Here is an 18,475-nt window from a genome sequence, read left to right as displayed (position 1 = left end):
ACCAAGTTCGAGGCCGAGGCCTACATCCTGACCAAGGAGGAGGGCGGCCGCCACACGCCGTTCTTCACCAACTACCGCCCGCAGTTCTACTTCCGCACCACGGACGTGACCGGGACGGTGAAGCTGCCCGAGGGCGTCGAGATGGTGATGCCCGGCGACAACCTGAAGTTCGAGGTCGAGCTGATCGCCCCCATCGCCATGGAGGAGCGCCTGCGCTTCGCCATCCGCGAGGGCGGCCGCACCGTCGGCGCCGGCGTCGTCTCGAAGATCATCGAGTAAGCGCGCAGTTCTGCTCTCGGCGGCCGGGGGCGCGCCCCCCGGCCGTCGCATTGAGTTTCCTGCGATCACAGAGGTAGAGCCATGCAAGGCCAGAACATCCGGATCCGCCTGAAGGCGTTCGACCACCGCGTCCTGGACGCCAGCGCCCAGGAGATCGTCTCGACGGCGAAGCGGACCGGCGCCACCGTGCGCGGACCGATTCCCCTGCCGAACAAGATCGAGAAGTTCACCGTTCTTCGCGGTCCGCACATCGACAAGAAGAGCCGTGAGCAGTTCGAGATCCGCACCCACAAGCGGCTGCTCGACATCGTGGACCCGACCCCGCAGACGGTGGACGCGCTGATGAAGCTCGACCTCGCCGCCGGCGTGGACGTCGAGATCAAGCTCTGAGGAGGGTGACATGCGCTCCGGAGTGATCGCGAAGAAGCTGGGCATGACCCGGCTGTTCAAGGAAGACGGCGCACAGATTCCCGTGACCGTCCTCCAGATGGAGAACGTTCAGGTGGTCGCGCAGCGCACCCCCGAGAAGGACGGCTACGCGGCCGTTCAGCTGGGCGCCGGCGCGGCCAAGCCCAAGAACGTGACCAAGCCCATGCGGGGCCATTTCGCCAAGGCGTCCGTCGCGCCCAAGCGCAAGCTGGCCGAGTTCCGCGTGAGCCCCGAGAACCTGATCGAGGTCGGCGCCGAGATCACGGCCGACCATTTCGTGCCCGGCCAGCATGTGGACGTGGCCGGCACCTCGATCGGCAAGGGCTTTGCGGGCGCGATGAAGCGGCACAACTTCGGCGGCCTTCGCGCGTCGCACGGCGTGTCGATCTCGCACCGCTCGCACGGCTCGACCGGTCAGTGCCAGGACCCGGGCCGCGTGTTCAAGGGCAAGAAGATGGCCGGCCACATGGGCGCCGCCCGCGTGACGGTGCAGAACCTCGAGGTCGTCAAGACCGACCCCGAGCGCGGCCTGATCATGGTCAAGGGCGCGGTGCCCGGATCGAAGGGCGGCTGGGTCACGATCAAGGATGCGGTCAAGAAGCGCCCGCCCGAGGGCCTGCCCCTTCCGGCCGCGATCCGCAAGTCCGAAGCCGCGGCCGAGGCGGCCGAAGCCCCCGCCGACGAGGGGAGTGCTGAGTGATGAAAGCTGAAGTCAAGAACCTCGACGCCGGCGCCGCCGGCGAGATCGAGCTGGCGGACGAGATCTTCGGGCTCGAGCCGCGCGCGGACATCCTGCACCGCGTGGTGCGCTGGCAGCTCGCCAAGCGCCAGGCCGGCACGCACAAGACCAAGACCCGCGGCGAGGTGTCCTACTCGACGAAGAAGATCTATCGTCAGAAGGGCACCGGCGGCGCGCGTCACGGCGACAAGGGCGTGGTGCAGTTCCGTCACGGCGGCACCGTGAAGGGGCCGGTGGTGCGCAGCCACGCGCATGACCTGCCCAAGAAGGTGCGCAAGCTGGGCCTGAAGCTGGCCCTGTCGGCCAAGGCGAAGGCGGGCGAGATCATCGTGATCGAGAACGCCGAGCTGGCCGAGGCCAAGACCAAGGCGCTGAAGGCGCGGGCCGACAAGCTCGGGCTGACCAAGGCGCTGGTGATCGACGGCGCGGAGGTGAACGAGAACTTCCTCCGCGCGTCCCGCAACATCGACGGCCTGAACGTGCTGCCGAGCCAGGGCGCGAACGTCTACGACATTCTGCGTCACGACCAGCTCGTGCTGACCAAGGCCGGCGTCGAAGCGCTGGAGGCGCGCCTGAAATGAGCGTCAAGCCCGAACTCTACGACGTGATCCGCCGCCCGATCATCACCGAGAAGTCCACCATGGCGTCCGAGCACAACGCGGTGGTCTTCGAGGTGGCGATCGACGCCAACAAGCCGCAGATCAAGGAAGCGGTCGAAGCCCTGTTCAACGTGAAGGTCAAGGCGGTGAACACCGTCGTGTCCAAGGGCAAGGTCAAGCGCTTCCGCGGCAAGGTCGGCAAGCGCAAGGACACGAAGAAGGCCTACGTCACCCTCCAAGAGGGCAACGCGATCGACGTGGCCACTGGACTCTGAGGGTCCGGCGTCTTAAGAGACGCGCTCACATGATCCGGTGCGGGGCCTTCGGGCCTCGCATCGTCATTTCGCGGACCTCCGGGGCCGCTTAACCGAGGGTTCGAGAGAGCCCCCACAGCAACGGAAGACAGCAAGATGGCGTTGAAGTCATACAACCCCACGACGCCGGGCCAGCGCGGGCTGGTTCTGATCGACCGTTCGGAGCTGTTCAAGGGTCGTCCGGTCAAGAAGCTCACCCAGGGCTTGACCAAGTCGGGCGGCCGCAACAACACCGGACGCATCACGGCGCGCCGCATCGGCGGCGGCGCCAAGCGGCTCTATCGAATCGTCGATTTCAAGCGGCGCAAGTTCGACGTGCCCGCCACGGTCGAGCGCATCGAATACGACCCCAACCGCACGGCCTTCATCGCCCTGATCCGCTATGAGGACGGCGAGCTGGCCTACATCCTGGCGCCGCAGCGCCTGGCGGTGGGCGACAAGGTGATCGCGGGCAAGAAGGTCGACGTGAAGCCGGGCAACGCCATGCCCTTCACCGGCATGCCGATCGGCACCATCGTTCACAACATCGAGCTCAAGCCCGGCAAGGGCGGCCAGATCGCGCGCGCCGCGGGCGCCTACGCCCAGTTCGTGGGCCGCGACGGCGGCTACGCCCAGATCCGCCTGAGCTCGGGCGAGCTGCGCATGGTCCGGCAGGAGTGCATGGCCACGGTGGGCGCGGTCTCGAACCCCGACCACTCGAACCAGAACCTGGGCAAGGCCGGCCGCACGCGCCATCTGGGCAAGCGCCCCTCGGTGCGCGGCGTGGCCATGAACCCGATCGATCACCCCCATGGCGGCGGCGAGGGCCGCACCTCGGGCGGCCGCACCCCGGTCACCCCGTGGGGCAAGGACACCAAGGGGCGGCGCACCCGCTCCAACAAGGCCACCGACAAGTTCATCATCCGCTCGCGCCACCAGCGCAAGGGCCGGAAGTAAGGAGCCACTGAATGCCTCGTTCAGTTTGGAAGGGCCCGTTCGTCGACTCCTACGTCCTGAAGAAGGCGGAGAAGGCGCGCGAGTCGGGTCGCAACGAAGTCATCAAGATCTGGTCGCGCCGTTCGACCATCCTGCCCCAGTTCGTCGGGCTGACCTTCGGCGTCTACAACGGTCACAAGCACATCCCCGTGTCGGTGACCGAAGACATGATCGGCATGAAGTTCGGCGAGTTCTCGCCGACCCGCACCTATTACGGCCATGCGGCCGACAAGAAAGCGAAGCGGAGGTAATCGATGGGCCAGTCCGCCAATCCCCGCCGCTGCGCGGAAAACGAGGCGATCGCCGTCAGCCGCATGCTGCGCGTGTCGCCCCAGAAGCTCAACCTGCTGGCGCAGCAGATCCGGCGCAAGCCGGTCGGCAAGGCGCTTGCCGAGCTGCAGTTCTCGAAGAAGCGCATCGCCAAGGACGTGCAGAAGGCGCTCAAGTCCGCGATCGCGAACGCCGAGAACAACCATGGGCTTGACGTCGATTCCCTGATCGTCGCCGAGGCCTGGGTGGGCAAGAACCTGGTGATGAAGCGCGGGCGTCCGCGCGCGCGCGGCCGTTTCGGCCGGATCTTCAAGCCGTTCAGCCAGATCACCGTCAAGGTCCGTCAGGTCGAGGAAGACTCGTAATGGGCAACAAGGTCAATCCGATCGGTCTGCGCCTGCAGATCAACCGCACCTGGGACAGCCGGTGGTTCGCGAACACCAAGGACTACGGCGCGCTGCTCCATGAGGACATCCGCATCCGCAACTACATTCGCAAGAAGTGCGCGAATGCGGGTATCAGCCGCGTCGTGATCGAGCGCCCGCACCGCAAGTGCCGCGTGACGATCCACAGCGCCCGCCCCGGCGTGATCATCGGCAAGAAGGGCGCCGACATCGAGAAGCTTCGCCAGGAAGTGGCCAAGCTGACCAACTCGGAGCTGCACCTGAACATCGTCGAGGTGCGCAAGCCCGAGATCGACGCCCAGCTGGTGGGCGAGAACATCGCCCAGCAGCTCGAGCGCCGCGTCGCCTTCCGCCGCGCCATCAAGCGCGCGGTGCAGAACGCCATGCGCATGGGCGCGCTCGGCATCCGCATCAACGCCTCGGGGCGTCTGGGCGGCGCCGAGATCGCGCGCACCGAGTGGTATCGCGAGGGCCGCGTGCCCCTGCACACCCTGCGCGCGGACATCGACTACGCGCATGTCGAGGCCAAGACCGCCTATGGCGTGATCGGCATCAAGGTCTGGATCTTCAAGGGCGAGATCCTCGAGCACGACCCGTCCGCCCGCGACCGCCGTCAGGCCGAGCTGCAGGAGGGCGGCCGTCCCGGCGGTCGTCCCGGCGGCCCGCGCCGCTGAGCCCGCTTGAAGGAGTGATCAGATGCTTTCCCCGAAGCGCACCAAATTCCGCAAGCAGCACAAGGGCCGGATTCACGGCGAGGCCAAGGGCGGCTTCGAGCTGAACTTCGGTCACTATGGGCTGAAGGCGGTCGAGCCCGAGCGCATCACCGCCCGGCAGATCGAGGCGGCCCGCCGCGCCATGACGCGTCACATGAAGCGTCAGGGCCGCGTGTGGATCCGCATCTTCCCGGACGTGCCGGTGACGCAGAAGCCGACCGAGGTCCGCATGGGCAAGGGCAAGGGTTCGGTCGAATACTGGGCGGCCAAGGTCAAGCCCGGCCGCATCATGTTCGAGATCGACGGCGTGTCCGAGCCCGTCGCCCGCGAGGCGCTGCGCCTGGCGGCGATGAAGCTGCCCATCAAGTGCCGCTTCGTCCAGCGCGAAGACTGGTGAGATCGCCCCGCGCGATCCCCGGCAAGGCCCCGCTTCGGCGGGGCCTTCGCCTTTCGCGCGGCCCGGCCCGGCGCAGGGGTTGCCAAGCGGGCCGCCGGGGGGTATACGGCCCCCTCATCCATGTCCTCCACCGGAATCAGGGTGACTGTCGCGGCCGCGCGCAGGCTCTCCGGTGAGTGTTGTGAGAAGGAAGACCGGCATGAAAGCCCAGGAATTGCGGGACAAGACTCCCGACGAGCTGCGCGCGCAGCTCGAGGCCCTGAAGAAGGAGGCCTTCAACCTCCGCTTCCAGGCCGCCACCGGCCAGCTGGAAAGCACCGCGCGCGTGGGGCAGGTCCGCAAGGACATCGCCCGTGTGAAGACCATTCTGAACGAGAAGGCCGCCGCCGCGGCTCAGGAGGCGTAAGATGCCCAAACGCATCCTTCAGGGCACCGTGGTGAGCGACAAGAACGAGCAGACCGTCACGGTCCTGGTCGAGCGCCGCTTCAAGCATCCGCTGATGCAGAAGACCGTGCGCAAGTCGAAGAAATACCGGGCCCACGACCCGGAGAACCGCTTCAAGGTGGGGGACGTCGTCCGCATCCGCGAATGCGCGCCCATCTCGAAAACCAAGCGCTGGGAAGTCGTCGTCAGCGAAGCCTGACGCCGTCTGACCGGCACAGTCGAAACCGCGGGGCGCGTCCCCGCAGGTCGGGAGCAACACCATGATCCAGATGCAGACCAATCTGGACGTCGCCGACAACTCCGGCGCGCGTCGGGTGCAGTGCATCAAGGTCCTCGGCGGCGCGAAGCGCAAATACGCGTCGGTCGGGGACGTCATCGTGGTCTCCGTCAAGGAGGCCATCCCCCGCGGCCGCGTGAAGAAGGGCGACGTGCGCAAGGCCGTCGTCGTGCGCACCGCGAAGGAGGTCCGTCGTCCCGACGGCACCGCGATCCGTTTCGACGGCAACGCGGCGGTGATCCTCAACAACAACCTCGAGCCGATCGGCACCCGCATCTTCGGCCCGGTCGTGCGCGAGCTGCGCGCGAAGAACTTCATGAAGATCATCTCGCTCGCGCCGGAGGTGCTGTGATGGCCGCGAAGCTGAAGAAGGGCGACAAGGTCGTCGTGCTGGCCGGCCGCGACAAGGGCAAGCAGGGCGAGATCCTGAAGGTCATGCCCAAGGAGGGCCGCGCCATCGTCGACGGCGTGAACGTCGTCATCCGCCACACCCGTCCGAGCCAGGCCAGCCAGGGCGGCCGCATTCCGCAGCCGGCGCCCATTCACCTGTCGAACCTCGCGCTCGTCGATCCGAAGGAAGGCGTCCCCACCCGGGTCGGCTTCAAGATGGTGGACGGCAAGAAGGTCCGTTTCGCCAAGAAGTCGGGGGAGGTCATCGATGCTTGACGCTGTTGGCTACGAGCCGCGCCTGAAGACGCTGTACAAGGAGAAGATCCGTGCGGCGCTGAAGGAAGAGTTCGGCTACAAGAACGACATGATGATCCCGCGCCTCGAGAAGATCGTCCTGAACATGGGCGTCGGCGAGGCGGTGTCGGATTCGAAGAAGATCAAGGCCGCCCATGACGACCTCATGGCGATCGCCGGCCAGAAGCCCGTGATCACCAAGGCCAAGAAGTCGATCGCCGGCTTCAAGGTCCGCGAGGGCATGCCGCTGGGCGTCAAGGTCACCCTTCGCGGCGACCGCATGTACGAGTTCCTCGATCGGCTGATCACCATCGCGCTGCCCCGCGTCCGCGACTTCCGCGGCGTGAAGGGCGATGCGTTCGACGGGCGCGGCAACTACGCCATGGGCCTGAAGGAGCACATCGTCTTCCCCGAGATCGACTACGACAAGATCGATCAGACCTGGGGCATGGACATCGTGATGTGCACCACCGCGCGCACCGACGCGGAAGCCAAGGCGCTGTTGAAGCATTTCAACATGCCCTTCTCGAAGTGATCGCGCAGGAGATAGACCATGGCTAAAGTGAGCATGATCGAGCGCGAGAAGAAGCGCCAGCGTCTGGTCGCGAAGTTCGCCGCGAAGCGCGAGGCGCTGAAGGCGATCGCCAACGACCAGTCGCTTCCGATGGAAGAGCGCTTCAAGGCGCGCCTGAAGCTGGCCAAGCTGCCGCGCAACTCGTCGCCGACGCGCCTGCGCAACCGCTGCGAGGTCACGGGCCGTCCGCGCGCCTACTACCGCAAGCTGAAGATGTCCCGCATCGCGCTGCGCGATTTCGCCTCGAAGGGCGAGATCCCCGGCATGGTGAAGTCGAGCTGGTGAGGAGATAGCAGATGTCTGTGAACGATCCTCTCGGCGATATGCTGACCCGCATCCGCAACGCGCAGATGCGCGGCAAGTCCACCGTCCGCACGCCGGCCTCGAAGGTCCGCGGCTGGGTTCTGGACGTTCTCAAGGCCGAGGGATACATCCGCGGCTACGAGAAGGTGCAGAACGAGCGCGGCCTGCCCGAGTTCGAGATCTCGCTCAAGTACCATGACGGCGCGCCCGTGATCCGCGAGATCAAGCGCGTGTCCAAGCCCGGCCGCCGGGTCTACATGGGCGTGAAGGAGATCCCGCAGGTCCGTCAGGGCCTGGGCGTCGCCATCGTCTCCACGCCGAAGGGCATCATGTCCGACGCGCAGGCCCGCACCGACAATGTCGGCGGCGAGGTTCTGTGCACCGTGTTCTGAGGAGGCCGCGATGTCCCGCATCGGCAAGAAACCTGTCGAACTGCCCTCGGGCGTGACCGCCCACGTGTCGGGTCAGACCATCGAGGTCAAGGGCCCCAAGGGCGTGCGCAGCTTCACCGCCACCGACGACGTGAGCCTCGTCGTCGAGGACAACGTGGTGAAGGTGGTTCCGCGTTCGAACTCCAAGCGCGCGCGCCAGCAGTGGGGCATGTCCCGCACCCAGGTGCAGAACTGCGTCACCGGCGTGACCGAGGGCTTCAAGAAGCAGCTCGAGATCCAGGGCGTCGGCTACCGCGCCCAGGTTCAGGGCAAGGTTCTGAAGCTGTCGCTCGGCTACTCGCACGACGTGGATTTCCCGATCCCGGAAGGCGTGCAGATCGTCTGCGCCAAGCCCACCGAGATCGAGGTGTCCGGCATCGACCAGCAGCTGGTCGGCCAGGTCGCCGCGAACATCCGCGAGTGGCGCCGCCCCGAGCCCTACAAGGGCAAGGGCATCCGCTACAAGGGCGAGTACATCTTCCGCAAGGAAGGCAAGAAGAAGTAAGGACGACAGCCATGGCGAACAGCAAGAGAACCTTGTTCCAGAAGCGCCGTCTGCGCGTCCGGAACCATCTGAAGAAGCATGCGGGCGGCAAGCCGCGCCTGTCGGTGCACCGCTCGCTCAAGAACATCTCGGTGCAGGTCATCGACGACGTTCAGGGCCGCACCCTGGCGGCCGCCTCGACGCTCGAGAAGGCGCTTGGCCTGGTCGGGCGCAACAACGTCGAGGCCGCGGCGAAGATCGGCGCGGTGATCGCCGAGCGCGCCAAGGCCGCCGGCATCGAGGAGGTCGTTTTCGACCGCGGCGGATACCTCTATCACGGGAAGGTCAAGGCGCTTGCCGACGCCGCCCGTGAAGGCGGTCTGAAGTTCTAAGGAGGCGAGCATGGCAAGGGAAGACAACCGCCGGGATCGTCGTCGCGACCGCGACGAAGAGCCGGAATTCGCCGATCGCCTCGTCGCGATCAACCGCGTGTCCAAGACCGTGAAGGGCGGCAAGCGCTTCGGCTTCGCCGCGCTGGTGGTCGTGGGCGATCAGAAGGGCCGCGTCGGCTTCGGCAAGGGCAAGGCCCGCGAGGTGCCCGAGGCGATCCGCAAGGCCACCGAGCAGGCCAAGCGGCAGATGATCCGCGTCCCCCTGCGCGAGGGCCGCACCCTGCATCACGACATGGAAGGGCGTCATGGCGCCGGCAAGGTGGTGATGCGCACCGCGCCCCAGGGCACCGGCATCATCGCCGGCGGTCCGATGCGCGCGGTGTTCGAGATGCTGGGCGTGCAGGACGTGGTGGCCAAGTCGATCGGGTCGCAGAACCCCTACAACATGATCCGCGCCACCATCGACGCCCTGACCAGCGAGCAGTCGCCGCGTCAGGTCGCCGCGCGCCGGGGCAAGAAGGTCGCCGACATCCTGCCCAAGCGCGACGAGGCTCCGGCTTCGGCCGAAGCCCAAGCCTGAGGAGCTGACCAATGGCCAAGACCATCGTCGTCAAGCAGATCGGCTCGCCGATCCGCCGCCCCGCGGTCCAGCGCCAGATCCTGATCGGGCTGGGCCTCAACAAGATGCACAAGACGCGCGAGCTGGAGGACACTCCGGCGATCCGCGGCATGGTCGCCAAGATCCCGCATCTGGTTGAAATCGTCGAAGAGCGCGGCTAAGCGTTCGTTGCCTTCCGGCGCCCGCGGGCGCCGGAAGCGATTCAGGATCGAGGTCGAGGGTCCGGCGCGATGACGCCGCGGCGGACGTCCGACAAGAAGGAGACAGCGTCATGAAGCTTCACGAACTGCGCGACAATCCCGGCGCCGCCCGCAAGGCCAAGCGCGTGGGCCGCGGCCCGGGCTCGGGCAAGGGCAAGACCGCCGGCCGCGGCATCAAGGGTCAGAAGTCCCGCTCGGGCGTGGCCATCAACGGGTTCGAAGGCGGCCAGATGCCGATCTACCGCCGCCTGCCCAAGCGCGGCTTCAACAACCCGTTCCGCAAGGAATTCGCCGTCATCAACCTGGACGGCCTGCAGAAATTCATCGACGCGGGCAAGCTGGACGCCGCGGCGCTCATCGACGAGGACGCGCTGGTCGCCTCGGGGCTGGTGCGCCGCAAGCTGGACGGCGTGCGTCTGCTGGCGCGCGGCGAGCTCAAGCAGGCGGTGAAGCTGAAGATCGCCGGCGCCTCGAAGGCCGCCGTCGCCGCGGTCGAGAAGGCCGGCGGCGCGATCGAGCTGACCGCGCCGGCCAAGGCCGCCGCCGAGCCGGCCGCCGAGTGACGCGGGCGGGCGCGTGCGGCCCCGTTCCGCGCGCCCTGCCGTCAGGTTTGCGCCGCCGCGGTCCGCAAGGTCGCGGCGGCGTTTTTCGCGAATGAAGGCTATGGAGGCCTGAACACATGGCGTCTGCTGCGGAGCAAATGGCGGCCAACCTGAGCTGGAGCACCTTCGGCAAGGCCAAGGATCTGCAGAACCGCATCTGGTTCACGCTCGGGCTGCTGATCATCTATCGGCTGGGCACCTACATTCCCATGCCCGGCATCGACCCGGTGGAGCTGAGCCGCTTCATCGAGCAGACGAGCTCGGGCATTCTGGGCGTGTTCAACATGTTCGCCGGCGGCGCGGTCAGCCGGATGGCGATCTTCGCCCTGGGCATCATGCCCTACATCTCGGCGTCGATCATCATGCAGCTGCTGACCTCGATGGTCCCCGAGCTGGAGAAGCTCAAGAAAGAGGGCGAGTCGGGCCGGCGCAAGATCAACCAGTATACCCGCTACGGCACGGTCGTTCTGGCCACGGTGCAGGCTTACGGCATCGCCGTGGGCATGGAGGCGCAGGGCCTGGCGACCGATCCGGGCTGGTTCTTCCGCGCCACGGCGGTCATCACCCTGGTCGGCGGAACCATGTTCCTGATGTGGCTGGGCGAGCAGATCACCGCACGCGGCATCGGCAACGGCATCTCGCTCATCATCTATGTCGGCATCGTCGCCGAGCTGCCCGCGGCCCTGGCGCAGTTCTTCGAGCTGGGCCGCACCGGGCAGCTGAGCGTGGCGGCCATGCTGGCGGTGCTGATCGGCGCGGTGGCGGTGATCGCCGGCGTGGTGTTCGTCGAGCGCGCCCAGCGCCGGATCCTGGTGCAGTATCCGCGGCGGCAGGTGGGCATGAAGATGTTCGGCGGCGAGAACTCGTTCCTGCCGCTCAAGGTCAACACCGCGGGCGTGATCCCGCCCATCTTCGCCTCGTCGCTGCTGCTGATGCCGGCCACGATCGCCAGCTTCTCGGCCGATGGCGGCGCGGGCGGCATCATGAGCTACGTCGCCGCCTATATGGGCCGCGGCCAGCCGCTCTATCTGATCACGTTCGTGGCGCTGATCGTGTTCTTCGCCTTCTTCTACACCGCCGTGGTCTTCAACCCCGACGAGGTGGCCGAGAACCTCAAGCGCAACGGCGGCTACGTGCCCGGCATCCGTCCGGGCAAGAAGACGGCCGAGTATCTGGACTACGTCCTGAACCGCCTGACGGTGATCGGCGCGGGCTACCTTGCGCTGATTTGTCTCTTGCCCGAATTTCTCATTTCGGAACTCGGCGTGCCCTTCTACTTTGGCGGCACGTCGCTGCTGATCGTCGTCTCGGTGACCATGGACACGGTCACCCAGGTGCAAAGCCACCTGCTGGCGCATCAGTATGAGGGGCTGATCGAAAGATCGAAGCTTCGCGGCAAGGGCAAGAAGGGCAAGGCCGGAGCGAGGAAGCGCTGATGAACATCATACTTCTTGGTCCGCCGGGCGCCGGCAAGGGCACCCAGGCGCGGATCCTGATCGAGGAGCGGGGCATGGTCCAGCTCTCCACCGGGGACATGCTGCGCGCGGCGCAGGCCTCGGGGTCCGAGCTGGGGCGCAAGGTCAAGGACATCATGGCCCGCGGCGATCTGGTCACGGACGAGATCGTGATCGGCCTGATCGCCGAGCAGCTCGAATCGGGCGCCGCCGAGAAGGGGGTGATCTTCGACGGCTTCCCGCGCACGCTGCCCCAGGCCGACGCGCTGGGCGAGCTGCTGGAAGCCAAGGGGCTGAAGCTGGACCGGGTGATCGAGATGCGCGTCGACGACGACGAGCTCATCGCCCGCGTCACCGGCCGCTTCACCTGCGGCGCCTGCGGCGAGGTCTATCACGACGTGACCAAGCGTCCGAAGGTCGAGGGCGTGTGCGACAAGTGCGGCGCGAAGGACAGCTTCGTGCGGCGCGCGGACGACAACGAAGAATCCATGCGCAAGCGGCTGTTCAACTACTACCGCGACACTTCGCCCCTGATCGGCTACTACTACGCCAAGGGGCTGCTGCGCACGGTCAACGGCCTGGGCGCGATCGAGGAGGTCGCCGCCGAGATCCGCAAGGCGCTCGACGAATGAGGCCGCCCGGCGGCGCCCGGATCAAGGGTCCGGGCGCCGCCGACGCACGGCCCACACGCGGTTGACTCGCGGTTGACTCGGGGCCGGGCGCTTCTATACTGCGCGCTCTCCAAGGCAGGAGAGTCGCCCTCCATTTCACCTCGAGGCGCGATTGCGGGATGACGGCCCTTCGGGGCGAACACGCAACCGGCTGAGTGACGCTCGGTCGGTTTTGGTTTTGAGAAATCACCGCCCCCGGAAGCGGGGGCGCCCGACACGACGGAGCTGAAACTTGGCGCGCATCGCTGGCGTTAACATCCCGACGAACAAGAGGGTGCATGTCGCCCTCACCTACATCCACGGCATCGGAGACACCTCGGCCAAGAAGATCTGCGAGGCGGTCGGCATCGACGAATCCCGCCGCGTGAACGAGCTGTCCGACGCCGAAGTCCTCGCGATTCGCGAGCACATCGACGCCAACTACACGGTCGAGGGCGACCTGCGCCGCGAGGTGTCGATGAACATCAAGCGGCTCATGGATCTGGGCTGCTATCGCGGCCTGCGCCATCGCCGCGGTCTGCCGGTGCGCGGGCAGCGCACGCACACCAACGCGCGCACCCGCAAGGGCCCGGCCAAGCCGATCGCCGGCAAGAAGAAGTAAGGAGGCGGACAGATGGCTCGCGAAAAGCAGCGCCTGAAGCGCAAGGAGCGGAAGAACATCTCGTCGGGCGTGGTCCACGTGAATTCCTCCTTCAACAACACCAAGATCCTGATCTCGGACGCGCAGGGCAACGCGATCGCCTGGTCGTCGGCCGGCGCGATGGGCTTCAAGGGCTCGCGCAAGTCCACGCCCTATGCGGCGCAGGTCGCCGCCGAGGACGCCGCCAAGAAGGCGCAGGAGCATGGCATGCGCACCGTCGAGGTGCAGGTTCAGGGCCCCGGCTCGGGCCGCGAAAGCGCCCTGCGCGCGCTTCAGGCGGTGGGTCTGGTCGTGACCTCGATCCGCGACGTCACGCCGATCCCGCACAACGGGTGCCGGCCGCCCAAGCGCCGCCGCGTCTGACGCGCCGCGACAAGCATGATGGGCCCGCTCTGGACCGGAGCGGGCCGGTCTGCGTTCTGACGGACGCGCGAACAAAACGAATTCCTCGGGGCGTCCGGAACGGCGGGATCCCGTCCGGGCAGGAATGGAGGACCAAAGCATGATCCACAAGAACTGGCAGGAGCTCATCCGGCCGAACGGGCTCGAGATCAAGCCCGGCGACGATCCGGCGCGCCAGGCGGTCGCCATCGCCGAGCCGCTCGAGCGCGGCTTCGGCCTGACGCTGGGCAATGCGCTGCGGCGAGTGCTGCTGTCGTCGCTGCAGGGCGCGGCGATCACCTCGATCCAGATCGACGGCGTGCTGCACGAGTTCTCGTCGGTCCCCGGCGTGCGCGAGGACGTGACCGACATCGTGCTCAACGTCAAGGGCGTGGCGGTGAAGATGGAGGTCGAGGGCCCCAAGCGCATCAGCCTGCGCGCCGAGGGGCCGGGCGTGGTGACCGCGGGTCAGTTCGAGGTGACCAACGGCATCACCATCCTCAACCCCGACCACGTCATCTGCCATCTTGACGAGGGCGCCAAGTTCCACATGGAAGTCACCGTCAACACCGGCAAGGGCTACGTCTCGGCCGACAAGGCCAAGGTCGAGGACGCGCCGATCGGCCTCATCCCGGTCGATGCGCTCTACTCGCCGGTGCGCCGCGTGTCCTACAAGGTCGAGCCGACCCGCGAGGGGCAGGTGCTCGACTACGACAAGCTGACCCTGACGGTCGAGACCGACGGCTCGGTCGCGCCCGAGGACGCCATCGCCTATGCGGCGCGGATCCTGCAGGACCAGCTGCAGGTCTTCGTCAACTTCGAGGAGCCCGAGGTCTCGGGCCGCCACGAGGAGCAGGACGAGCTGGAGTTCAACCCGCTGCTGCTCAAGAAGGTCGACGAGCTCGAACTGTCGGTGCGTTCGGCCAACTGCCTGAAGAACGACAACATCGTCTACATCGGCGACCTGATCCAGAAGACCGAGGCCGAGATGCTGCGCACGCCGAATTTCGGCCGCAAGTCGCTCAACGAGATCAAGGAGGTGCTGTCCTCGATGGGGCTGCACCTCGGGATGGACATTCCCGACTGGCCGCCCGAGAACATCGAAGAGCTGGCGCGCAAATACGAAGACCAGTTCTGACCGCCTTCCGGCCGCGCCAGGCGCGGCCGGGCCCCGGGCCCCGCGCCCCAAGGAGGCCTCCGACAGACGAGGCCGGACAAAGCATAACCCTGAAGGAGACACGACATGCGGCACGGCAACGGCTACCGCAAGCTCAACCGGACTCATGAGCACCGCAAGGCGATGTTCGCCAACATGGCGACCTCGCTCATCATCCACGAGCAGATCAAGACCACGCTGCCCAAGGCCAAGGAGCTGAAGCGGATCATCGACAAGATCATCACGCTGGGCAAGCGCGGCGACCTGCACGCCCGCCGTCAGGCTGCCGCGCAGCTGAAGTCGGAAGAGGCGGTGAAGAAGCTGTTCGACGTTCTCGGCCCCCGCTACGCCGAGCGCCCGGGCGGCTACTCGCGCGTGCTCAAGGCGGGCTTCCGCTATGGCGACATGGCCCCGATGGCGATCATCGAGCTGGTCGACCGCGATCCGGCGGCCAAGGGCGCGGCCGACAAGGCCCGCGTCGCCGCCGAAGAGGAAGCGGCCGAAGAGTGACGCCCGGCCCTTCGGGGCGGGAGCATCCGGCAGGGCGCGCGCCGCGGGGCGCGCGCCCTTTTTCGTGCGCCTTTCGCCCGCCTCCGGCGGGGTCTATATCTGGCGCAGGCCGCATCTGGGCCCATCCGGATGGGCGATGGCATGGCTGCGCCGCGCGCGGCGCTGCACGAAAGGAGGCCGGGCATGAACGACATGGCGCGAAACCTTCGGCGGGCCGGGGCGGCGCTGGCGTTTGCGGCGCTGGCGGCGGGGGTCTGGGCCGGCCCCGCGGCGGCCGAGCGCAAGGCGCCCGGCGACCGCGCGCAGATCCAGCTGAGCTTCGCGCCCGTGGTCCGGCGCGCGGCGCCGGCGGTGGTCAACATCTACGCCCGCAAGCTGGTCGAGCGGCGGCTCAGCCCCTTCGCGGGCGATCCGTTCTTCGAGCGCCTGTTCGGCGATCTGATGCCGCGGGGCCGGCGGGTCGAGAACTCGCTCGGCTCGGGGGTGATCCTGCGGCCGAACGGCCTGGTGGTGTCGAACCACCACGTCGTGGGCGGCGCCAGCGAGATTCGCGTGGTGCTGCAGGACGGGCGCGAATTCGACGCCGAGGTCATTCTGGACGACCAGCAAAGCGACCTTGCCGTGCTGCGCCTGGCGGGCGCGCGGGGGCTGCCGGCGCTCGAGCTGCGCGATTCCGACGCGCTCGAGGTCGGCGACCTGGTGCTGGCCATCGGCAATCCCTTCGGCGTCGGGCAGACCGTGACCAGCGGCATCGTCTCGGGGCTGGCGCGCTCGGCGCGCGACGGGCGCGGCTATTTCATCCAGACCGACGCGGCCATCAACCCGGGCAATTCGGGCGGCGCGCTGGTGGACATGTCGGGGCGGCTGGTGGGGATCAACACCATGATCCTGTCGCGCTCGGGCGGCTCGAACGGCATCGGCTTCGCCATCCCGGCCGAGCTGGTGCGCCAGGCCGTGATGCAGGCCGAGCAGGGGCGCAGCGCCCTCATGCGTCCCTGGAGCGGCATCGAGGTGCAGCCGCTGGACGAGACGCTGGCCGAGGCGCTGGGGCTCGACCGGCCGCGCGGGCTGCTGGTCGAGCGGGCGCACCCCCTGAGCCCCTTCGCCAAGGCCGGCCTGCGGCGCGGCGACGTGATCGTGCGCGTCGCGGGCGGGCAGGTCTCTTCTCCGGCCGAGCTCGAATTCCGCCTTGCCGCGCGCGGCGTCGGCGCGACGGCCGAGGTCGTCTGGCTGCGCGACGGCAAGCGGCGCAAGGCGCGGCTGCGCCTGATCGCCGCGCCCGAAGAGCCGCCGCGCGATCCGCACCGGCTGGGCGGCGACGGGCCGCTGGCCGGGCTCGAGGTCATCAACCTCAACCCCGCGGCGGCCGAGGAGATGGGCCTGCCCTCGACGCTCGAGGGCGTGGCGGTCGTGGGCGCGCCGCCGGGCGCGCTGGCGCTGGGCTTCCGGCCGGGCGACGTCATCCTGGCCGTGAATGGGCGCAAGGTCGCGACCACGCGCGAGCTCGAGCGCATCGCGCGCGAGCCCGCGCGCGGCTGGCGCATCGACATCCTGCGCGACGGGCGCGCGGGCGCGCTGGTCTTCCGGGGCTGAGCGCGCATGGCCGACCTGTTCGATCCCGACCCCGCAACGCCCGCCCAGCCGGCCGCGCCCGCCCAGGGCGCCGAGGCCGGCGGCGCGCCCAGGCCGCTGGCCGATCGTCTGCGGCCCGAGCGGCTAGAAGACGTGGTGGGGCAGGAGCACCTTCTGGGCCCCGAGGGCCCGCTGGCGGCGATGCTGGCGGGGGGCGCGCCGTCCTCGCTGATCCTGTGGGGGCCGCCGGGTGTGGGCAAGACGACCATTGCGCGGCTGCTGGCGCGGCGGGTGGACATGACCTTCGTGCAGGTCAGCGCGATCTTCGCCGGCGTGGCCGAGCTGCGCAAGGTCTTCGACGCGGCCCGCGCGCGACGGCTGAACGGGCGCGGGACGCTGCTGTTCGTGGACGAGATCCACCGCTTCAACAAGGCCCAGCAGGACAGCTTCCTTCCGCATATGGAGGACGGCTCGATCGTGCTGGTCGGCGCGACGACCGAGAATCCCTCTTTCGAGTTGAACCGCGCGCTCTTGTCGCGCGCGCAGGTGCTGACGCTGCGCCCTCTGGGCCCCGAGGCGCTCGAGGCGCTGCTGGCGCGGGCCGAGGCGGCGGCGGGACGCGCGCTGCCGCTCGACAAGGCCGGGCGCGCGGCGCTGATCGCGATGGCCGACGGCGACGGGCGCGCGCTTCTGAACATGGCCGAGCAGCTGTTCGCGCTGGGCGTTCGGCATGTGGGCGCGGACGAGCTTTCGCGCCGCCTGTCGCGCCGCGCGCCGCTCTACGACAAGTCGGGCGACGGGCATTACGACCTGATCTCGGCGCTGCACAAGTCGGTGCGCGCCTCGGACCCGGACGCGGCGCTTTACTGGCTGGCGCGGATGCTGTCGGCCGGCGAGGATCCGCGCTACGTCGCGCGCCGCGTCACCCGCATGGCGGTCGAGGATATCGGCCTGGCCGATCCCTCGGCGGTGCAGCAATGCCTTGCGGCTTGGGAAAGCTACGAGCGGCTGGGCTCGCCCGAGGGCGAGCTGGCCCTGGCGCAGGCGGTGCTGCACCTGGCCCTGGCGCCCAAGTCCAACGCCGCCTACGTCGCGTGGAAGGCGGCGCTGGCCGCCGCGCGCGAAACCGGCTCGATCCCGCCGCCCAAGGCGCTGGTCAACGCGCCCACGCGGCTGATGAAGGAGCTGGGCCACGGCGAGGGCTATGTTTACGACCACGACGCCGAGGACGGCTTTTCGGGGCAGAACTGCTTTCCCGACGGCATGGAGCGGCGACGCTTCTACGTCCCCGTGGAGCGCGGCTTCGAGCGCGAGCTGGCCCGCCGCGCGGCCTGGTTCGAAAAGCGCCGCCGCCAGCGCGCCGCCGAGCGCGACGAGGAATGAACCCCTTCGTTAACCGTCATTCGGCGGGCATTTTCACGATCGGTTCACGCGGGTGACGGAAAGTCGCCCCGATTGGGGTGACGAGCCGATGTCCGACCAGACCGAGGCGCACGCCGGCGACGGCGCGGCGCAGATCCAGCGCATCCGAAGGCTGGCCTTCGCCGTGGCATGGGCGGCGGGGTTCGAGGATGGCGTGGCCCTGCGGCAGGTGGCGGTCTGGTCGCGGCGCAATCTGGCGCGGGGGGTGACGGGCATGCTGCTGCCCACCGCCGACGGCGCGCTGCAGATGGTCGAAGGCCCCGAGGAGGAGGTTATCGCCGTTCTTTCCGCCACGGCGATCGACCCGCGCGTGGCCTCGATCACCGTCATCTTTCGCGAATGGGATCAGGCGCGCATGGCCCCCGGCGCCGGGCTGGACGTGCGCATGCCCGATCGCGAGGTGACGCTGTTCCACCCCGCCGAGGGCGGCCTGCCGCCGCGCCCGCGCCTCGACGCCAAGGTGCGCGCGGCCGAGCTGCTGGCCGAGGCGCTGGCGCGTGGGCCGCAACTTGGGCCGCTTCCGCTCCGACTCGCTTGAC

General features: G+C 68.2%; 31 protein-coding genes. All 31 read left to right on the top strand.

Annotation, left to right across the window (positions count from 1 at the left end; all coding sequences use genetic code 11):
- Window positions 1-279 (top strand): elongation factor Tu (locus tag BMW67_RS12130; RefSeq protein WP_483869855.1); only part of this gene is annotated, 279 nt, incomplete at its 5' end.
- Between the two features lie 81 nt (window positions 280-360).
- A complete protein-coding gene (gene rpsJ, locus BMW67_RS12125; protein ID WP_072747801.1) occupies window positions 361-669 on the top strand; it encodes a 30S ribosomal protein S10 in 309 nt (102 codons plus the stop codon).
- A 10-nt stretch (window positions 670-679) separates the two neighbouring features.
- The gene (rplC, locus tag BMW67_RS12120) at window positions 680-1,408 is read left to right on the top strand and encodes a 50S ribosomal protein L3 (RefSeq protein WP_072747800.1); all 729 of its coding nucleotides are present in this window, start codon (window positions 680-682) and stop codon (window positions 1,406-1,408) included.
- On the top strand, window positions 1,408-2,028 hold the full coding sequence (gene rplD, locus BMW67_RS12115) for a 50S ribosomal protein L4 (RefSeq protein WP_072747799.1): 621 nt from the start codon (window positions 1,408-1,410) through the stop codon (window positions 2,026-2,028). Before rplC ends, rplD begins: the two co-directional genes overlap by 1 nt.
- Window positions 2,025-2,321 carry a 50S ribosomal protein L23 gene (locus BMW67_RS12110; protein ID WP_072747798.1) on the top strand — a complete coding sequence of 99 codons (297 nt, stop codon included), beginning with the start codon at window positions 2,025-2,027 and terminating at the stop codon, window positions 2,319-2,321. Before rplD ends, BMW67_RS12110 begins: the two co-directional genes overlap by 4 nt.
- Before the next feature lie 135 nt (window positions 2,322-2,456).
- A complete protein-coding gene (gene rplB, locus BMW67_RS12105) occupies window positions 2,457-3,296 on the top strand; it encodes a 50S ribosomal protein L2 (RefSeq protein ID WP_072747797.1) in 840 nt (279 codons plus the stop codon).
- 11 nt (window positions 3,297-3,307) lie between these two features.
- Window positions 3,308-3,586: a 30S ribosomal protein S19 gene (gene rpsS / locus BMW67_RS12100; protein ID WP_072747796.1), complete on the top strand. Its 279-nt coding sequence runs from the start codon at window positions 3,308-3,310 to the stop codon at window positions 3,584-3,586.
- A gap of 3 nt (window positions 3,587-3,589) precedes the next feature.
- A complete protein-coding gene (rplV, locus tag BMW67_RS12095; RefSeq protein WP_072747795.1) occupies window positions 3,590-3,970 on the top strand; it encodes a 50S ribosomal protein L22 in 381 nt (126 codons plus the stop codon).
- The gene (gene rpsC / locus BMW67_RS12090; protein WP_072747794.1) at window positions 3,970-4,683 is read left to right on the top strand and encodes a 30S ribosomal protein S3; all 714 of its coding nucleotides are present in this window, start codon (window positions 3,970-3,972) and stop codon (window positions 4,681-4,683) included. Before rplV ends, rpsC begins: the two co-directional genes overlap by 1 nt.
- Before the next feature lie 22 nt (window positions 4,684-4,705).
- Window positions 4,706-5,119, top strand: a complete 414-nt coding sequence (rplP, locus tag BMW67_RS12085; RefSeq protein WP_072747793.1) for a 50S ribosomal protein L16 — start codon at window positions 4,706-4,708, stop codon at window positions 5,117-5,119.
- A gap of 199 nt (window positions 5,120-5,318) precedes the next feature.
- Window positions 5,319-5,525: a 50S ribosomal protein L29 gene (rpmC, locus tag BMW67_RS12080; RefSeq protein WP_072747792.1), complete on the top strand. Its 207-nt coding sequence runs from the start codon at window positions 5,319-5,321 to the stop codon at window positions 5,523-5,525.
- A gap of 1 nt (window position 5,526) precedes the next feature.
- Complete coding sequence (gene rpsQ, locus BMW67_RS12075) at window positions 5,527-5,763, top strand: 30S ribosomal protein S17 (RefSeq protein ID WP_072747791.1); 237 nt, start codon at window positions 5,527-5,529, stop codon at window positions 5,761-5,763.
- A 61-nt stretch (window positions 5,764-5,824) separates the two neighbouring features.
- On the top strand, window positions 5,825-6,193 hold the full coding sequence (gene rplN / locus BMW67_RS12070; protein ID WP_072747790.1) for a 50S ribosomal protein L14: 369 nt from the start codon (window positions 5,825-5,827) through the stop codon (window positions 6,191-6,193).
- Window positions 6,193-6,507 carry a 50S ribosomal protein L24 gene (gene rplX / locus BMW67_RS12065; RefSeq protein ID WP_072747789.1) on the top strand — a complete coding sequence of 105 codons (315 nt, stop codon included), beginning with the start codon at window positions 6,193-6,195 and terminating at the stop codon, window positions 6,505-6,507. The genes rplN and rplX overlap by 1 nt, the downstream gene beginning before the upstream one ends.
- Entirely contained in the window at window positions 6,500-7,060 is a 561-nt protein-coding gene (rplE, locus tag BMW67_RS12060; protein WP_072747788.1) for a 50S ribosomal protein L5, read from the top strand. The genes rplX and rplE overlap by 8 nt, the downstream gene beginning before the upstream one ends.
- 18 nt (window positions 7,061-7,078) lie before the next feature.
- Window positions 7,079-7,384, top strand: a complete 306-nt coding sequence (gene rpsN / locus BMW67_RS12055) for a 30S ribosomal protein S14 (RefSeq protein WP_072747787.1) — start codon at window positions 7,079-7,081, stop codon at window positions 7,382-7,384.
- Between the two features lie 11 nt (window positions 7,385-7,395).
- Complete coding sequence (gene rpsH, locus BMW67_RS12050; RefSeq protein ID WP_091764242.1) at window positions 7,396-7,794, top strand: 30S ribosomal protein S8; 399 nt, start codon at window positions 7,396-7,398, stop codon at window positions 7,792-7,794.
- A gap of 10 nt (window positions 7,795-7,804) precedes the next feature.
- Window positions 7,805-8,338 (top strand): 50S ribosomal protein L6, encoded by a 534-nt coding sequence (gene rplF, locus BMW67_RS12045; RefSeq protein WP_072747786.1) that lies wholly within the window; start codon window positions 7,805-7,807, stop codon window positions 8,336-8,338.
- An 11-nt stretch (window positions 8,339-8,349) separates the two neighbouring features.
- The gene (gene rplR, locus BMW67_RS12040; RefSeq protein WP_072747785.1) at window positions 8,350-8,709 is read left to right on the top strand and encodes a 50S ribosomal protein L18; all 360 of its coding nucleotides are present in this window, start codon (window positions 8,350-8,352) and stop codon (window positions 8,707-8,709) included.
- Window positions 8,710-8,719: 10 nt separating this feature from the next.
- Entirely contained in the window at window positions 8,720-9,289 is a 570-nt protein-coding gene (rpsE, locus tag BMW67_RS12035; protein WP_072747784.1) for a 30S ribosomal protein S5, read from the top strand.
- Window positions 9,290-9,300: 11 nt separating this feature from the next.
- Window positions 9,301-9,489: a 50S ribosomal protein L30 gene (gene rpmD, locus BMW67_RS12030; protein ID WP_072747783.1), complete on the top strand. Its 189-nt coding sequence runs from the start codon at window positions 9,301-9,303 to the stop codon at window positions 9,487-9,489.
- 110 nt (window positions 9,490-9,599) lie between these two features.
- Window positions 9,600-10,091 (top strand): 50S ribosomal protein L15, encoded by a 492-nt coding sequence (gene rplO, locus BMW67_RS12025; RefSeq protein WP_072747782.1) that lies wholly within the window; start codon window positions 9,600-9,602, stop codon window positions 10,089-10,091.
- 116 nt (window positions 10,092-10,207) lie between these two features.
- Entirely contained in the window at window positions 10,208-11,566 is a 1,359-nt protein-coding gene (secY, locus tag BMW67_RS12020; protein ID WP_072747781.1) for a preprotein translocase subunit SecY, read from the top strand.
- Window positions 11,566-12,216: an adenylate kinase gene (locus BMW67_RS12015; protein WP_072747780.1), complete on the top strand. Its 651-nt coding sequence runs from the start codon at window positions 11,566-11,568 to the stop codon at window positions 12,214-12,216. Before secY ends, BMW67_RS12015 begins: the two co-directional genes overlap by 1 nt.
- A 271-nt stretch (window positions 12,217-12,487) precedes the next feature.
- Window positions 12,488-12,856, top strand: coding sequence for a 30S ribosomal protein S13 (gene rpsM / locus BMW67_RS12010; protein ID WP_072747779.1), 369 nt, complete (start codon window positions 12,488-12,490; stop codon window positions 12,854-12,856).
- A 12-nt stretch (window positions 12,857-12,868) separates the two neighbouring features.
- Window positions 12,869-13,258 carry a 30S ribosomal protein S11 gene (gene rpsK / locus BMW67_RS12005; protein ID WP_072747778.1) on the top strand — a complete coding sequence of 130 codons (390 nt, stop codon included), beginning with the start codon at window positions 12,869-12,871 and terminating at the stop codon, window positions 13,256-13,258.
- 139 nt (window positions 13,259-13,397) lie between these two features.
- Window positions 13,398-14,414, top strand: coding sequence for a DNA-directed RNA polymerase subunit alpha (locus BMW67_RS12000; RefSeq protein WP_072747777.1), 1,017 nt, complete (start codon window positions 13,398-13,400; stop codon window positions 14,412-14,414).
- Window positions 14,415-14,519: 105 nt separating this feature from the next.
- Window positions 14,520-14,942: a 50S ribosomal protein L17 gene (gene rplQ / locus BMW67_RS11995; protein WP_072747776.1), complete on the top strand. Its 423-nt coding sequence runs from the start codon at window positions 14,520-14,522 to the stop codon at window positions 14,940-14,942.
- Between the two features lie 192 nt (window positions 14,943-15,134).
- A complete protein-coding gene (locus tag BMW67_RS11990; protein WP_072747824.1) occupies window positions 15,135-16,535 on the top strand; it encodes a Do family serine endopeptidase in 1,401 nt (466 codons plus the stop codon).
- A 6-nt stretch (window positions 16,536-16,541) separates the two neighbouring features.
- The gene (locus tag BMW67_RS11985) at window positions 16,542-17,897 is read left to right on the top strand and encodes a replication-associated recombination protein A (protein WP_072747775.1); all 1,356 of its coding nucleotides are present in this window, start codon (window positions 16,542-16,544) and stop codon (window positions 17,895-17,897) included.
- 88 nt (window positions 17,898-17,985) lie between these two features.
- Window positions 17,986-18,474, top strand: a complete 489-nt coding sequence (locus BMW67_RS11980) for a BLUF domain-containing protein (RefSeq protein ID WP_072747774.1) — start codon at window positions 17,986-17,988, stop codon at window positions 18,472-18,474.
- The last annotated feature ends 1 nt before the right edge of the window (window position 18,475 follow it).

Origin of the sequence: Oceanicella actignis (assembly GCF_900111545.1) — a bacterium.
In the GTDB taxonomy this organism is placed as follows: Bacteria; Pseudomonadota; Alphaproteobacteria; order Rhodobacterales; family Rhodobacteraceae; genus Oceanicella; species Oceanicella actignis.
This window is presented reverse-complemented; position numbering and strand designations above follow the sequence as displayed.

What these genes read in the sequence shown, in the direction of transcription:
- rpsJ (WP_072747801.1), top strand. Translation starts at nt 361, where the DNA reads ATGCAAGGCCAGAACATCCGGATCCGCCTGAAGGCGTTCGACCACCGC.
- rplC (WP_072747800.1), top strand. Translation starts at nt 680, where the DNA reads ATGCGCTCCGGAGTGATCGCGAAGAAGCTGGGCATGACCCGGCTGTTC.
- rplD (WP_072747799.1), top strand. Translation starts at nt 1,408, where the DNA reads ATGAAAGCTGAAGTCAAGAACCTCGACGCCGGCGCCGCCGGCGAGATC.
- BMW67_RS12110 (WP_072747798.1), top strand. Translation starts at nt 2,025, where the DNA reads ATGAGCGTCAAGCCCGAACTCTACGACGTGATCCGCCGCCCGATCATC.
- rplB (WP_072747797.1), top strand. Translation starts at nt 2,457, where the DNA reads ATGGCGTTGAAGTCATACAACCCCACGACGCCGGGCCAGCGCGGGCTG.
- rpsS (WP_072747796.1), top strand. Translation starts at nt 3,308, where the DNA reads ATGCCTCGTTCAGTTTGGAAGGGCCCGTTCGTCGACTCCTACGTCCTG.
- rplV (WP_072747795.1), top strand. Translation starts at nt 3,590, where the DNA reads ATGGGCCAGTCCGCCAATCCCCGCCGCTGCGCGGAAAACGAGGCGATC.
- rpsC (WP_072747794.1), top strand. Translation starts at nt 3,970, where the DNA reads ATGGGCAACAAGGTCAATCCGATCGGTCTGCGCCTGCAGATCAACCGC.
- rplP (WP_072747793.1), top strand. Translation starts at nt 4,706, where the DNA reads ATGCTTTCCCCGAAGCGCACCAAATTCCGCAAGCAGCACAAGGGCCGG.
- rpmC (WP_072747792.1), top strand. Translation starts at nt 5,319, where the DNA reads ATGAAAGCCCAGGAATTGCGGGACAAGACTCCCGACGAGCTGCGCGCG.
- rpsQ (WP_072747791.1), top strand. Translation starts at nt 5,527, where the DNA reads ATGCCCAAACGCATCCTTCAGGGCACCGTGGTGAGCGACAAGAACGAG.
- rplN (WP_072747790.1), top strand. Translation starts at nt 5,825, where the DNA reads ATGATCCAGATGCAGACCAATCTGGACGTCGCCGACAACTCCGGCGCG.
- rplX (WP_072747789.1), top strand. Translation starts at nt 6,193, where the DNA reads ATGGCCGCGAAGCTGAAGAAGGGCGACAAGGTCGTCGTGCTGGCCGGC.
- rplE (WP_072747788.1), top strand. Translation starts at nt 6,500, where the DNA reads ATGCTTGACGCTGTTGGCTACGAGCCGCGCCTGAAGACGCTGTACAAG.
- rpsN (WP_072747787.1), top strand. Translation starts at nt 7,079, where the DNA reads ATGGCTAAAGTGAGCATGATCGAGCGCGAGAAGAAGCGCCAGCGTCTG.
- rpsH (WP_091764242.1), top strand. Translation starts at nt 7,396, where the DNA reads ATGTCTGTGAACGATCCTCTCGGCGATATGCTGACCCGCATCCGCAAC.
- rplF (WP_072747786.1), top strand. Translation starts at nt 7,805, where the DNA reads ATGTCCCGCATCGGCAAGAAACCTGTCGAACTGCCCTCGGGCGTGACC.
- rplR (WP_072747785.1), top strand. Translation starts at nt 8,350, where the DNA reads ATGGCGAACAGCAAGAGAACCTTGTTCCAGAAGCGCCGTCTGCGCGTC.
- rpsE (WP_072747784.1), top strand. Translation starts at nt 8,720, where the DNA reads ATGGCAAGGGAAGACAACCGCCGGGATCGTCGTCGCGACCGCGACGAA.
- rpmD (WP_072747783.1), top strand. Translation starts at nt 9,301, where the DNA reads ATGGCCAAGACCATCGTCGTCAAGCAGATCGGCTCGCCGATCCGCCGC.
- rplO (WP_072747782.1), top strand. Translation starts at nt 9,600, where the DNA reads ATGAAGCTTCACGAACTGCGCGACAATCCCGGCGCCGCCCGCAAGGCC.
- secY (WP_072747781.1), top strand. Translation starts at nt 10,208, where the DNA reads ATGGCGTCTGCTGCGGAGCAAATGGCGGCCAACCTGAGCTGGAGCACC.
- BMW67_RS12015 (WP_072747780.1), top strand. Translation starts at nt 11,566, where the DNA reads ATGAACATCATACTTCTTGGTCCGCCGGGCGCCGGCAAGGGCACCCAG.
- rpsK (WP_072747778.1), top strand. Translation starts at nt 12,869, where the DNA reads ATGGCTCGCGAAAAGCAGCGCCTGAAGCGCAAGGAGCGGAAGAACATC.
- BMW67_RS12000 (WP_072747777.1), top strand. Translation starts at nt 13,398, where the DNA reads ATGATCCACAAGAACTGGCAGGAGCTCATCCGGCCGAACGGGCTCGAG.
- rplQ (WP_072747776.1), top strand. Translation starts at nt 14,520, where the DNA reads ATGCGGCACGGCAACGGCTACCGCAAGCTCAACCGGACTCATGAGCAC.
- BMW67_RS11990 (WP_072747824.1), top strand. Translation starts at nt 15,135, where the DNA reads ATGGCGCGAAACCTTCGGCGGGCCGGGGCGGCGCTGGCGTTTGCGGCG.
- BMW67_RS11985 (WP_072747775.1), top strand. Translation starts at nt 16,542, where the DNA reads ATGGCCGACCTGTTCGATCCCGACCCCGCAACGCCCGCCCAGCCGGCC.
- BMW67_RS11980 (WP_072747774.1), top strand. Translation starts at nt 17,986, where the DNA reads ATGTCCGACCAGACCGAGGCGCACGCCGGCGACGGCGCGGCGCAGATC.